Raw genomic sequence first — 14,715 nt, 5'->3', positions numbered from 1 at the left:
TTTGCTTAAATAGGTCAACTATTCGCGCAAATCCATCGAAAAATCTGACTCGCTCTACTGAATTTCATGCTCGAAAGCTTAAGCCCGACAGGCTCCTGGGAGTACATCATGTACAAGAAGTCTCTATCACGAATCAGAAAATTCATGGCGAACAAATCGTTTGTTGTTATTACTGGCCTCTTGAGCTTATCCATCATCAGCAACGCTTATAGCAAAAATACTGTTATTTACATTAAAAATCTAATACCTCCAAATGACCCCTATTACTCAAAAAACGGCTATAAAGTTGAACCTCAGGGCAAAGGTCGCTGTATGTACGGCGTGTATAACCCAAACTCACACACTGCCATTTATGGTAAAGATTATGGAGAAATAGGCCTACATTATGCCGCTACCCACTGGTGTACAATCCACGACAGCTGGCAGGATTTTAAGGTGACAAACAGTGATACAGGAAAGGTGGTGGGCAGGTTTAGATGGTATAAGATAGCAGGAGACATCCCGTATCTACTTATGAAAGATAATCCTGGCAACTTTATGGTCAATCCAATATTGTGGGATGTGCGCAACAAATTGAATATCTTCTGTAAGCTCAAGGCTTGACATAAGAATGCACTCTCAGTGACAAGAAAATGGTTTTCCGCAAAACGAGCAGACACCTGCGTAGCCATCTCCGTCAAAGTCTGCTTAATGCAGCTGGAAAGCCGATTTTATGTCAACCCTGTCTATGTCAACCTGAAGGCAGACATGACTTTCCTGGTAATGAACGGTAGGAGTAAATCATGAGCATGAAGTCTCTATTACAGGTCAGAAAATTCATGGCGAACAAATCGTTTGTTGTTATTACTGGCCTCTTGGGCTTATCCATCATCAGCAACGCTTATAGCTTAAATACCGCTATTTTTATTAAAAACCTGATTTCTCCAAATCACCCCTATTACTCAAAAAATGGCTATAAAGTTGAACCTGATGGCCAGAGTGACTGCATGCACGGCGTGTATCACCCAAGGTCACACACTGCCATTTATGGTAAACACCGTGGAAAAATAGGCCTACATTATTCCGCTATGGGGAGGTGTATACTCGACGATAGTTATCAGGATTTTAAGGTGACAAACGAGGATACGGGAAAGGTTATGGGCAGGTTTGAATGGTATAAGCAGGCAGGCTTGAGTCCGTATATACATATGATAGATAATCCTGGCCACTTTATAGAGCATATAAGGCCTAATGACAACAAATTGAATATCTTGTGTGATTTCTAGTACATCAATTGAATGAGATTGACGTGTACCATCTCCGTTCATCCTGAGCGGAGTCGAAGAGCGTTTGGCACGATCTATCATGGGCCGGAGTTTACGCCCTTCGACAGGCCCAGGGCGAACGGAGTGCAGAGGCTTATGATAACGACAACCCGTCAAACTCATTGAAACCATGTACTAGGAGCCTGACCGAGAATAGACTGCGCTACTGTGGTTGCGATAAATTGGTCTAAAAATTTCTGCTTCTTCATCAAATAGCCCCGCTATTCTTCTCAGAAACAGAAATTTTTATCCTCAATTTCTCGCAATCCTCGCTAAGGGCGCTATTCTCGGACAGGCTCCTAGAAAGTTCTTCGCGGTCTTCACAATAGTCAGAGATTGCAAACAGGAATGTGGCGACCACTGCCCTGCCAGCGGTAAATCTCCAGGTGCTCAGGTGAACAGCTAAGACACCCTTTCTGGCAACCTGAAACCTCTTTCATCAATTTCCCTTTGCGTATCCAGTGAGCGAGCATACCCCGCATGGCATCAGGCGAGGTATTAAAATGTTGACTGATCTCAGTCAGGGAACAAACTCCCTGACATGACAGATACTCCTGAACGGCTATGAGCATGAGCAACCTTTCCTCCCACCTGATGAGTCTGCCAGTGGCCCGCCAGCAGGGATCGCCTTGAGAGCAAAACCTCCCACCCGCTTCATTACCGCAAAAACCCCGGTCATCACTACAGCAATCATCATAACCCAGCTCAGGGCGACCACAGGCTGCTCCTTCAGGAACGATAACTGGTAGTAGAGTGTCGCGACACCATAACCCAGTAGAAACGTCCATCCACCAACAAACAGTGTCCAGCGCAAACTGGTTTCCCGATAAACGGCACCTAAAGCGGCGACACAAGGCGTATACAACAAAATAAACAATAAATAAGCGACGACTGCCGATTGACTGGGAAACACGTTGCGCATCACTGAAAATGTATCCACAGGGACACCTTGCTCGGCAGATACGCTGTTAAGATCTTCAAGGTTTCCCACATTAAGCCCGATGGGATCAGACGCTTTATTCACCAACGCCGAGAGATTAACAGGGATGGTAGCCAACGCGGCCTTAATACCTTTCCAGAGGCTGAAAACATGTTCAGAAACACCTTCTTCCGCGCCGCCATTACCCGCCACAGCAATGGTATGGTACATGGAGCTGAGCGTGCCAACAACAGCTTCTTTTGCCAGTATGCCGGTAAAAATACCCACTGCCGCCGGCCAGTTATCTTCCGTCATTCCCATAGGCGCAAATACTGGCGTAATAATTTGCCCGATTTTACTGAGCATGGACGCTTCCGTGTTCTCATGCCCGAGGGAGCCATCAACCCCGACAGCATTGAGGGTATTGAGGATAACGACAACCAGCACGATAGCCTTGCCTGCCTTGATGACAAAAGCCTTGAGGCGGTCCCAGGTACGCAGGAGCATCTGCTTCAGTGAGGGCAGGTGGTAGTTAGGAAGCTCCATAATAAAAGGCGAACTGTCCCCAGTAAGCAAACTGTGCTTAAGCACCAGCCCTGTTAACACCGCGGCCCCAATCCCCACCAGGTACAAGACAAAGACCACATTTTGCCCAGTAGCCGGAAAAAATGCGGCAGCAAACAACGCATAGACGGGCAGACGCGCGCCACAGGACATAAACGGTGCCATGGAAATGGTCAGCAGACGGTCCTTCTCATTTTCCAGCGTCCGTGTTGCCATTATCGCCGGCACATTACAGCCAAAACCCACAATCATTGGGACAAAGGCTTTTCCAGGCAACCCCAGAAAACGCATGGCTCTGTCCATTACAAAAGCGGCTCGCGCCATATAGCCCGAGTCTTCCAAGACCGACAAAAATAAAAAAAGACAACCAATGACAGGGATAAATGTGGACACCGTTTGTATGCCCCCGCCTACGCCGTCCGCCAGAAGCGCGATTAACCAGGAGGGCGTATTCATCGCTGCCAGCCAATGGGCGGTGCCATCCACAAACAACGTGCCAAACAACCCATCAAAAAAATCGATAAATGCACTGCCAAAGTTAATGGAAAACATAAACATCAGGTACATGACACCGAAAAATACGGGCAAACCCACTACCCGATTCAGAACAATGCGATCGATACGCTCGCTGAGCTTGTGGCTCACTTCCCCTTTTTGGCTCAGGATATCTTTCATTATCTGGCCAATGGCAGTATAGCGGCCATTGGCAATTAGAATGTCCATATCCACCTGGTATTTTTTTTCCAGCAAGGCAATCTGGTGGCGACCTTCCGCAAGGGCCCCCTCAGAGAAACCCAGGGTATCAAGAACTACCGGGTCAAGCAGCTTCAGGCTATACCACCGCTCGCTACCGGTTATATTTTGTTCTTGAGCAACAACACGTGTCAGCTCCTTGAGACTGCTTTCAATGGACTCACCAAGGTAAACAGGCTTAGGAGGCACCAAACCATGTTCAAGATGGTAATGTAATTGCCCTTTGAGATGTTTAATCCCTTGCCCCTTACTCGCGACAATGGGGATCACCGGGCAACCGAGCTGCTTTGACAGGGCGTCAACGTCAAGCGCAATGTTTTTTTCTGCCGCCACATCCATCATATTCAGCACAACCACCACAGGGACGGCCATATCGAGCAGCTGTGTGGTTAAATAAAGGTTACGTTCAATGTTGGAAGCATCAATAATATTAACAACCAGTTCCGCGCCCGGACCCAGGATATAGTCTCTGGCAATGCGCTCATCCAGCGAAACCTGGTCGTCCACGCCATCAAGACAGTAAGTTCCTGGAAGATCGACAACGTCCACAATGCCATCACCGAATGTGTAATGCCCGGTTCGCTTTTCAACGGTGACTCCTGACCAGTTGCCCACACGCTGGCGAGCGCCTGTCAAGGCGTTGAACACCGTCGTTTTGCCACAGTTGGGGTTCCCGACGATGGCAATGACATGATCAGTCATAGGCAATCCACCTCAACAACATTCGCTTCATCCCGGCGAACACTCAACTGAAATCCCCTCACAAGCAATTGAATAGGATCTCCCATAGGCGCGATACGGCAGATACGAAAAGCCGTCCCCGGCGTTAACCCCATTGCCAGAAGCTTTCGCCGGTAAGTCAGACCCGACTGACAAAACGCTACAACTGTACCACAGTCACCCGTTTTTAGCTCACCCAACATGACTGTCATCTTACCTCTCCTGGTTAAACCCCCGTCAGTTTTTCTCGATTTTTTTGGAGGGAAAACGGATAAAATACTACTAAGGAGCCTGTCGGACTTAAGACAATTTCGGCCTGAAATCCAGAAAGCGCGAGAAAGCATAAGTCCGACGGGCTCCTAAGCATCAGAACACAAGGCCGGTAAATGCCGGTGTCTCCAACGCCTGAGGTCATACTTTTGCCGCTTTTGACAAAAAATCATCAGCAGCCTCTAAGAAGCAGTCTTAAAAGTCATGCTCCCACTGCGGCTACGATAAATGGGTCTAAAAAGTCGCTTTCGTTCGTCAAATAGTCCCGCTATTCTCCTCACAAAAGCGACTTTTTATCCGCCATTTCTCGCGGTCCTCGCTACGGGCAGACTTTTAAGACCGCTTCTAAGAAATACAATGGCGTAAGAGTATAGCTAAATGAGAATTATTACAATTTAAAATAAAGATGACTGTCACGAGTACACCCTTTCAATGAGCCACTGAGCCCGTAAAACACATTGAAACGGCCATCATGAACCAAAAAAATGAGCAATTACAGCTGAAATTTCAACTCGCATAAGTCAAAGACAGCCCTCGCAGCCATCAACGGTGAGCTGAGACCGCGAGGAAATATAAAATCCTGAGCGTACACGAGAACTGTTTAACACCAGGAGCCAAACAGCAATAAAAAGATCATCGGGCAGGTTGCTAACCTCTGGACAAAATTGTTTAACCCTCCTTTACAGAAGCTGGCAGGAGAGCCTGATCATCATTCGCTAACCACAACGCCAGCGCATCAAGATATGTGTTGATATTTATCTGCGGATTCGCAGCAGGCGCTGAGGCGTCAACAGAAAAACCAGAAGGTAGCGCCCGTTTTACAACCGCAGCCTGGTACTTGATATGAGGCTGGTCTGAAATAACCAACACTGACCCCGTAGCCGGGCTCGTCGCCAGCCAATCTTCTACCGTATCTTGTGTACAAGGTCTCACCCATTGCTTGTTCTGCCACTTTCTGGCGCTATCAACAAACGCGGCCGGCGCGCTTGGCAGTGGCGTTGAAAACCAAATCATTCTCGCCGCCTCTGATTCGGTGGCAGGCCGGGCAGCCGGGTTATCGCTACCTATCACATGCCTGACAAATGAATCCACCCTATCAATTTCAGAGACAAGGGGCCTTTGCCCGGTGAGAAAATAGATTTTTTTAAAGTGAATACCCTGCTTGGAGAGCATTACCGCATTCTGAAAACGCCGCTCCATGGCAGGAACCGTTCCCCCTAAAACCAGCACATGATCATACTCTTTTTGCTGGGGTAGACGCTGACCGACCATGCCAAGGTCATGGAGAAGAGCCATTACAGCTTGACGCTTGGCAGGTTCAAGGCGCGACGCTGGTACTTCCCAACGCTCTACCCCCTGTTTTCGCCGCCAGACCTGTGTGGCCTGAATCATCGACGCTCTGTTTTTTTTATGGGGTATATCCAGCAAGGTTAATAACGCATCCACTTGTAAAAAAGGCGTCTTTTCTTTTTCTGCCGCAACTGCCGGAGCGGTCAGTATCAGCATAGCAGCGCATAAAAATGCCGGTAACATGCCATTGAACCTCTATTCCAAACCATGGTGAGATAATGATAGGCCACAAAGCAGCTAGGAGCTTGTCGGACTTAAGACAATTTCGGCCTGAAATCCAGAAAGTGCGAGAAAGTGCGAGAAAGGACGAGAAAGTGCGGCCAGAATTTCCGATCAATTTGCTTAAATAGGTCAACTATTCGCACAAATTGATCGAAAATTCTGACTCGCCCTACTGAATTTTATGCTTGAAAGCATAAGTCCGACAGGCTCCTGGAGCGAAATTCCTACATAATCCCAGCACCCACAGGGTACTTATCCTGTTGCATCTGGCCTGAAATGCACAGCCAGCCAGACACTTTCTTGCGCTGGATCTGTCCATTCTACACGGTGCCTGATATGAGCTGGCAGCAAAATATGATCACCCGGAAACAGATCATACAATGCCGCATGGCCTTCAACGCGCAACGTAGCAGCGCCTGTTAACAACACCACCCATTCATCCCATTGCTGGTCATACCACTCGTTCTCTGGCGTGTAATGCCCTTTAGAGACAATCCGCTCTATCTTTAATGCCTCACGGTCTTGCAGCACCTCAAAAAACTCCTGTGACAATTCTTCCGGGATATCCTTGAACAGATTTTTGTTCATCATCACGACTCCTGCTTCTATCTAAAAAGCCATGTATCAACCAACAATACATGGCAAACAATCAGACCAGACACCGTTTCTACCCTTGGGCGTTATTAATCAGAGGTGTGTCCAGCCAGTCATTATTTCAGTCATTATTTGCGTCTAGGACGCCTGACTGAGAATAGACCGCGCTACTGCGGTTGCGATAAATTGGTCTAAAAATTTCTGCTTCTTCATCAAATAGCCCCGCTATTCTCCTCAGAAGCAGAAATTTTTAGACCAATTTATCACAATCCTCCTACGGGCGCTGTTCTCGGACTGGCTCCTGGGCAACAGGTATTCTATAGAGTCCTTAATGTTTTAAGTCGCTAAAAGATTTCAGTTCAACAGCTTCTTCACCGTCTCCGTTTTGCCTTTTATCACCGAGATTAAACGGCTCGAACTCTGGAAGCTGCGCTATAAAAAACTGTCTGACTTTGTCGCGATGATAACAAGCAACACCAATTACACCAGCGATGACTACTAAAGGTGCTAACGTACCAACAATAGGGGCAGTGGGAAATCCGGTTTGTCCCGACCCCTGAGTCTCAGTGGTATTGGCGGAAGACAAACTGCTGGCACTCCTTGTTGGGCGAATAGTTACTCCACCGCCGGCCGGCACTGTGGTGGTTGTATTGAACGTAGCGTTTATCATGGAGGCGTTATTCGTGCGCGTATTGATGACACTTCCATTGCCCCTGGTGACAGGCTGATTTGATAAGGATTCAGTGGATGTCCACCTCTGAGTTGTTCGCGCTGCCCGCGTTGTAGGATCTGACTGCGTTGTCCGAGCTGCCTGTATTGTAAGATCTGCCCGCGGTGTAGAATCTGCCTGCGGTGTAGAATATACCTGCGTTGTAGAATCTGCCCGCATTGTAGAATATACCTGCGTTGTAGAATCTGCCCGCGTTGTAGAATCTGCCCGCGTTGTAGAATATACCTGCGTTGTAGAATCTGCCCGCGGTGTAGAATCTGCCCGCATTGTAGAATATACCTGCGTTGTAGAATCTGCCCGCGGTGTAGAATCTGCCTGCGGTTCAGTGGATGTCCACCTCTGAGTTGTTCGCGCTGCCCGCGTTGTACGATCTGCCCGCGCTGTTGTTGCTGGTGTGGAAGTAGCCCCAGCACCTGCGGACAGCAGAGTAAACAGCGCGGTACTCAACACGTTCTTTATACCCGATGCCATTCCTGTTCCAACACCTCGCTTGCCCCTACTAACAGACGACGGGTTATCACCATTACCCCTGCTGGCTGTCATGGCCGAGGGAGCAATGTCGGAAGCATTATAAATCTCACGACATAATTGCCGAAGTGCTTCCCAGTGTTCCTCACTATTATCACCGCATTCAAAATAACTATTTTCTTCTATATAGCCACGGTATTCACGCTTATTGAAAGCCGCGGTCATATGATCTTCATCACCTTTTAAAAATCTGACAACAAATCCTGTGTGCTCATCGATCCTTTGCCTGGTTAATCGGCTATCATCGGGCAACTCAGTAAACAGCAGGGCAGCCTGCTTGAGGTATTCGTCATGACCGGGGTGCTTTGCCGTGTTGTAAACAACAGGAACCAACAAGTCCTTTGTTTCTTTCTTGCCAAGCCCTGCCTGACGAAACAACCCGATTAACTTTTTAAGCTGATCCAGTCGTGGGTGGGTGATAGCATAATCATCAGCGCCTGCCCCCAATAACAGCAGTTTTTCCGAAAACGTTTTTTCCTTTACTTCAGCTTTCTCCGTCAGTGCGAAGATAATTTTTTTTGCGACACCCCGCATTTCTGTGTTGTTAAAAAAATCATCATCAATTTTTTCCAACAATTGTTCAATGGGAACCGTCCCATATTTATCCAGGATCACCTTGTAAAGAGTATTAGCAGGTACAGCAACACGACTTTTTTCGCCTTTTTTATTTGAATACTCTTCGTTTACCAGGTTGGCAGTTACTGTATCAAAAAATTGTCCATATACTGAACCAACAAACCATAAATTAACCGATATAAACAATAAAAGGGGATAGTACTTTTTCAAGATAGACATGATACAAATCCACTATAAAAACAGTAATAAAACGAATCACAAAAACACTGTAGTAGCTACTTTCTTATTTGGCAATTTGATGAAATTTATTAGTTTACAGGGACGAGTATTCTAAATACATGCATTTGATAATAACTTCAGTCAATAAGTGATAACATTCTGGTAATATGGCAATGCCTATCTCTGAATATAAAGATAAAAATACCTGGAAACAGCCAGGCTTCTTGCCGCAAGAATATCAGTAATTTAAATCGTTATACTATTAAACGACAAAAATTAAATAACGTAAAGGGATAGCGTGCAAAGGTTTTATTATTTCCTGAAAGCACTGTTAGAACGTATTTTCTAATGGCTTACCCTCATCGTTATTGTCTCTATCACACTGAAAATTAACGATGGAATCTTATTCATTTTGATAAGCCGATGGATAGCCTGTGAATGCCATAAAAACCACGCATCAACTAACAACACGTGGCGAACAATTAAGCCAGACAAAAGACGATAGAAAGCATTCCCCAAGCCATACCATTGTGTCTGAAACCTACCAGCCCGGTGGCTTGACCCGATACTGATGCGGTAATTTTTCATGTACAGATCAACCTTACGACAGTGAACTTATTGCCAGTCGTTAACTTTACTTTAAGCTGTGGGGAACAGGTATTCTATACCTTCATTAATTTTTTGACCCACCAGCAGAAGTCAGCTCAACAGTTTCGTAGCCGTTTCCCTTATGCGTTCGATCACCAAGATTAAACGGCTTAAACCCTGGAAACCGCGACGACAAAAACTGACTAATATTATCCCGTTGCCAATAGAGAGCACCTCCAATTGCGCCAGCGGCGATTAAAACAGGTATTGTTGTACCAACAATGGCGGCAGTGGAAAAACCAGATTGTCCTGACGCTTGAGACTCATTGCTATTGCCAGAAGACAAACCGCTGGCATTCCTTGTGGGACGAATAGTTGACCTACCGCCGGATACCGGCACTCTGGTTGTATTGTCTGTCATTGTACTGAAGGTGGCGTTTGCCATGGAGGCGTTATTCTCGCGCGTCTTGATGACACTGCGATTATCCTTGCTTACAGGCTGATTTGATGGGGGCTTAGTGGGCTTTAACCTCTGGGTTTTCCCAGTTGTCCTTGCCTGAGTTGTCCGAGGCTGGGTAAAGAGGGGGAGGGTTTTCTTCTGACAAACTGGTTTGACCCTGGGCACCTCAGTCACCTCGTCGGAAAATGCGGGTATCTTGTCCAAACATTGTTGAAAAAAACCCTGAACACAATCAATACCGGCACTGCCATTGATATTAGGGCATTGACGTTGAACATGCTGGTGAAGCCTGTATTGGGTACAGAACGGAGGCTTTTCGTCTGATCCGTGTAAACAGTCATTACACCCATCACACATATATGAGTCAGGAATACACCTTCTGCCACATTTATAATAACCATTACTCTGACAACGATCGCAGAATCTAGAGGATTCATCATCATTAACCGAATCACTACTTTCTGCGGAGCAATCTTTTTCGTCGTCACACGTCCAATTGTCGGGAATACACAAATCTCCAGTGCCAGTTTTAGTCTTATTATAAGACAGACAATTATATTCCTTCGGTTGACAGCCGACACCTAGATAATTGTTATTCAATCCGTACTCACACTCTTCACGAAGAATTCTTGCGCATTCCTTATCAGTTATGCTGTCGGGACAAACCCCACGCCAATCGCTGGCATTGGAGGGAGAGGTTGCCGATTCTCCTGTTGTTGCTGGTGCAGGGACAGCCCCAACACCAGCCGAATAAGACAACAGGGTACACAGGGCAGTACTCAACACGGTCTTTATGCCCGATGCCATTCCTGTCCCACCACCTGCCTTGCCACTACTGACAGACGTCGGGTTATCACCATTCCCCCCCTCCCTGCTGGCTGTCATGGCCGAGGGAGCAATGTCAGAAGCGTTATAAATCTCACAACATGACTGACGAAGTGCTTCCCAGCGTTCTTCACTGTTATCGTCACTGTCGAAATAGGTGTTCTCTTGTATATAGTCGCGGTATTCGCTTTTATTAAGGGCCGCGGTGATATGATCTTGATCATCCCTTAAAAAACTGACGACAAAGTCTATGTGCTCATCGACCCTTTGTCGGGTTGATTGGCTATCATTGGGCAACTCAGTGAACAGCAGGGCAGCCTGCCTGAGGTATTCGGTATGATCGGGGTACTTTGCGGCATTGTAAACAATAGGCACCAACAAGTCCTTCGTTGTTTTGTCACCCAACCCTGCCTGACAAAACAACTGGACTAACGTTTTAAGCTGATCCAGTCGTGGGTGTCTGATGTCATAATCATCAGCGCCTGACCCCAATAACAGCAGTTTTTCCGAAAATGTTTTTTCCTTTACTTCAGCTTTCTCCGTCAATGCGAAGATAATCTTTTTTGCGTCCCCCTGCATTTGTGTATTGTAAAAAAAATCGTTATGAACTTTTTCCAGCAATCGCTCAATGGGAACCGTCCCATATTTATCCAGGAACACCTTGTAAAGGGTATTGGGAGGGACAGCAACATGACTTTTTTCCCCTTGTTTATTTAAATAAGCATTAATTACTGGGCTAGCATTATCTGAATCAAGATAGTCTCCATAGACTGAATCACCGAACCATAAATAAACCGATAAAAACAGGAAAATGGAATAGTACTTTTTCAAAATAGGCATCATAAAATCCACTATAAAAATAGTAATAAGACGGATCACAAAAACACTGTAGTATCTACTTTATTATTTGGCAATTTGATGTTATTATTGAATTTGTTAACTGTCAGGAACCAGCATTCTAAAACAGGCATTTGATAATAGCTTCAGTCAACCAGTAATAACACTCTGGCAACATAGCATTCCCTATCTGTGAATATAACGATAAAAACACGTGAGAACAGTCAAGCTTATTTTGCCACAGAAATATCGGCAATTCGAATCATCCTCTTATTAAACGACATTATTACAACAATACACAAAAATAGTGTGAAAATCTTTTCTTTTTTTCCTGAAAGCACTGTTAGAACGTATTTTCTAATGACATACCCTCATAATAATTGTATCTATGAGGCTAAAAGTAATGATAGAATTTTGCTGACTTTGATAATTTAATGGGTATCTTGTCAATACAATAGAAGTCGTGTATTAGCCAACAACAAATGGCAAATAATTTTAAGTCAAACACCCCAGGCTTTGTTGATATAATACCAATAAAACTTTTTAACCCCATTATAAGCATAGCTACCTGGGCACAAAGACAAGACGAAGTGACCGCCAGGAGCCTGTCGGACTTAAGACAATTTCGGCCTAAAACCCAGAAAGCGCGAGAAAAAGTGTGAGAAAGTGCGAGAAAGTGCGGCCAGAATCTCCAATCAATTTGCTTAAATAGGTCAACTATTCGCGCAAATTGATCGAAAATTCTGACTCGCCCTACTGAATTTCATGCTCGAAAGTTTAAGCCCGACAGGCTCCTAGCCTTAGTTATGGCAAGGAGCTTCAACGCAGTATTCCCCCCTCAGGTAACTAACGCAATAGGGGATTTAGAAAAGACGATTGATATTATTCTCAGCTTTTAATTTTTCTGCAAGCTTTAGTGAGCAGGAACCCTATACACCCGTCGATCTCCTGAATCAAAAAGTCCAGCCGGATCCAACTCCATACTGTCGTCATCTTCTCTAGTATGCGTCAGATTACCAAGATCAAACGGCCTAAACCCTGGAAACCGCGTTAAAAAAAATTGTTTGATTTTATCACGTTTGCAAAAGGCAACAGCAAGCACACCGGTGATCATCGCGAGAGGTACCATTCCACCGACAAAAGCACCAATGGGAAGACCGGATTGATTGGCGTCATTATTGAGCGTCTTGATAGTTTTTGTTGGCGGCTGATGTGTAGACACAGGTCTTCCTATACCTTCCAAACACCGCTCAAAAGTGCCCAGAACACAATCATTACCCCTATCCCCCTTAAAATAAGGACATTGATCTTTCACATATCTACCCAACCTGTGCCGAACACACGTTTCGTAGTCTTCATCCGTCCAGTCCAGACAGTCGAAACGCCCATCACACATACTTGTCTCACGAATACATTTGCCGTCACATTTATAACCATGACTAAAATCACCCCCTTCGCAAATATCACAACGGACAAAAGCTTCATCAGATCCAGAGACAGGGCAGTCCTGTTCACGGTTACATACCTGCTCTTTAAGGATACAATGAGGCGTCTTACCATAAGGTTCACAATTGAATAGAGGGGGGCGGCACCCGACACCTAAGTAATTATTTTCTACCCCATGTTGACACAAATCCTCAAGAATGTTTTTACATTGTTTATCGTACACGTTGTCAGGGCAAAGAGCACGCCAGTCAGAAGGACCAAAGGCCAGTGGCGTCTTCTGACAATCGGCGTTCACCGAAGGTACCACGCCGGTGGCTTGATCAGAAAATGCAGATACCTTGTCCAAACAACGTTGAAAAACCCCCCGGACACAATGAATACCAGCATTGCCACTGACATCAGGACATTGACGTTGAACATGTTGGTGAAGCTTATACTGAATACAAGACCATGGCCTTTCGTCTTCTCCATGCAAACAGTCATCACACCCGTCACACATGGCTGAATAAGGAATACACCTTCTCCCACATTTATAATAATCATTCAGCTGACATCTATTGCACAGAATAGGGGCTTCATCAACACCCCCAGCCGGGTCGAGATAGCAATCACGTTCTTCATCACACCGCCAGGCATTGGGAATACATTCAGCTTTTTGGCTATCATAAGACAGACAATTGTAATGATCCGGTATACATCCGGCACCGAGGTAATTATTTTTCAATCCGTATTCACACTCTTTGCGAAGGATGCCCGCGCATTGCTTATCATCGACGGTTTTGGGGCATAATAGTCTGCGCCAATCGCTGGCATTAGCCGGGGAAGTTGCCGTTTCTCCTGTTGTCGAACGGGTTGTTACTGGTGCGGGAGTAGCCCCAACGCCTGCCGAACAAGTCATCAGGGTAGCCAATGCACCAGACAACAGGATCTTTATATTTGATGCTATTCCTGTCCCAACACCTGGCTTGCCCCTACTAACAGACGACGGGTTATCACCATTGCCATCGCCGGTACTTCGGGCTGTCATCGCCGAGGGAGCAATGTCAGAAGCGTTATAGAGCTCACAACATGACTGACGAAGTACTTCCCAGTACTCTTGCGTATTATCGCCAGTGTCAAAATACATGTTTTCATCGATATAATGACGGTACTTATTCTTATTAAAAGCGGCGATCATGTGATTTTCATCACCTGTTAAAAATCTGACGACAACATCCATGTGCTCATCGACCCTTTGTCGGGTGAGTCGAGTATCATCGGGCAACTCAGTAAGAAGCAGGGCAGCCTGCTTGAGGTATTCGCTATGATCGGGGTACTTTGCCGTGTTGTAAACAATAGGCACCAACAAGTCCTTTGTTTTTTTCTTACCGAGCCCTGCCTGACAAAATGAGCGAATTAACTTTTTAAGCTGGTCCAGTCGTGGGTGTACGATGTCATAATCATCAGCCCCCGAGCCCAATAACAGCAGTTTTTCAGAAAAGGTTTTTTCCTTTACTTCAGCCTTCTCGGTCAATGCGAAAATAATCTTTTTTGCGACACCCTGCATTTCTGTGTTGTCAAAAAAATCATCATTAATACTATCCAGCAATCGTTCAATGGGAACCGTACCATAATTCTCGAGGAGCACCTTGTAAAGAGTATCAGCAGGGACAGCAACACGACTTGTTTCACCTTTTTTATTTAAATACTCTTGGTTTACCAGGGAAGGATAACTTGTATCAAAAGATTGTCCATATACTGAACCACCAAACAATAAATAAATCGATAAAAACAAAAAAAGGGAGGAGTACTTTCTCATGATAGACATCAT

At 45.7% G+C, this 14,715-nt stretch carries 11 protein-coding genes; 3 read left to right on the top strand and 8 right to left on the bottom strand.

From position 1 onward, the window contains the following. Positions 1-108: 108 nt before the first annotated feature. Both V4C51_RS08250 and V4C51_RS08245 read left to right on the top strand, forming a co-directional pair. Positions 109-603 carry a hypothetical protein gene (locus V4C51_RS08250; RefSeq protein WP_330925674.1) on the top strand — a complete coding sequence of 165 codons (495 nt, stop codon included), beginning with the start codon at positions 109-111 and terminating at the stop codon, positions 601-603. Between the two features lie 179 nt (positions 604-782). Continuing rightward, positions 783-1,265: a hypothetical protein gene (locus V4C51_RS08245; RefSeq protein ID WP_330925673.1), complete on the top strand. Its 483-nt coding sequence runs from the start codon at positions 783-785 to the stop codon at positions 1,263-1,265. A gap of 368 nt (positions 1,266-1,633) precedes the next feature. Here V4C51_RS08245 and V4C51_RS08240 read toward each other — a convergent pair whose 3' ends face one another. From V4C51_RS08240 to V4C51_RS08215, 6 genes are all read right to left on the bottom strand, one after another. Continuing rightward, positions 1,634-1,876 (bottom strand): FeoC-like transcriptional regulator, encoded by a 243-nt coding sequence (locus tag V4C51_RS08240; RefSeq protein ID WP_330925672.1) that lies wholly within the window; start codon positions 1,874-1,876, stop codon positions 1,634-1,636. Continuing rightward, on the bottom strand, positions 1,867-4,242 hold the full coding sequence (feoB, locus tag V4C51_RS08235; protein WP_330925671.1) for a Fe(2+) transporter permease subunit FeoB: 2,376 nt from the start codon (positions 4,240-4,242) through the stop codon (positions 1,867-1,869). The genes V4C51_RS08240 and feoB overlap by 10 nt, the downstream gene beginning before the upstream one ends. Beyond that, positions 4,239-4,472 carry a FeoA family protein gene (locus V4C51_RS08230; RefSeq protein ID WP_330925670.1) on the bottom strand — a complete coding sequence of 78 codons (234 nt, stop codon included), beginning with the start codon at positions 4,470-4,472 and terminating at the stop codon, positions 4,239-4,241. Before V4C51_RS08230 ends, feoB begins: the two co-directional genes overlap by 4 nt. 727 nt (positions 4,473-5,199) lie before the next feature. Then, positions 5,200-6,063, bottom strand: a complete 864-nt coding sequence (locus V4C51_RS08225) for a hypothetical protein (RefSeq protein ID WP_330925669.1) — start codon at positions 6,061-6,063, stop codon at positions 5,200-5,202. Between the two features lie 291 nt (positions 6,064-6,354). Next, positions 6,355-6,693 carry a cupin domain-containing protein gene (locus V4C51_RS08220; RefSeq protein ID WP_330925668.1) on the bottom strand — a complete coding sequence of 113 codons (339 nt, stop codon included), beginning with the start codon at positions 6,691-6,693 and terminating at the stop codon, positions 6,355-6,357. 331 nt (positions 6,694-7,024) lie between these two features. Continuing rightward, a complete protein-coding gene (locus V4C51_RS08215; RefSeq protein ID WP_330925667.1) occupies positions 7,025-8,749 on the bottom strand; it encodes a hypothetical protein in 1,725 nt (574 codons plus the stop codon). Positions 8,750-9,183: 434 nt separating this feature from the next. Here V4C51_RS08215 and V4C51_RS08210 point away from each other — a divergent pair, with 434 nt between their 5' ends. Further along, positions 9,184-9,321 carry a hypothetical protein gene (locus V4C51_RS08210; RefSeq protein ID WP_330925666.1) on the top strand — a complete coding sequence of 46 codons (138 nt, stop codon included), beginning with the start codon at positions 9,184-9,186 and terminating at the stop codon, positions 9,319-9,321. Between the two features lie 101 nt (positions 9,322-9,422). Here V4C51_RS08210 and V4C51_RS08205 read toward each other — a convergent pair whose 3' ends face one another. Beyond that, positions 9,423-11,465, bottom strand: a complete 2,043-nt coding sequence (locus tag V4C51_RS08205; RefSeq protein ID WP_330925665.1) for a low-density lipoprotein receptor class A repeat-containing protein — start codon at positions 11,463-11,465, stop codon at positions 9,423-9,425. A 907-nt stretch (positions 11,466-12,372) separates the two neighbouring features. Beyond that, the gene (locus V4C51_RS08200; RefSeq protein ID WP_330925664.1) at positions 12,373-14,715 is read right to left on the bottom strand and encodes a hypothetical protein; all 2,343 of its coding nucleotides are present in this window, start codon (positions 14,713-14,715) and stop codon (positions 12,373-12,375) included.

It is taken from the genome of Candidatus Sororendozoicomonas aggregata (genome assembly GCF_031528575.1).
GTDB classification, from domain to species: domain Bacteria; phylum Pseudomonadota; class Gammaproteobacteria; order Pseudomonadales; family Endozoicomonadaceae; genus Endonucleibacter; species Endonucleibacter aggregata.
Note: the sequence above shows the minus strand (reverse complement) of the source record. Positions and strands in the feature narration are given on the sequence as shown.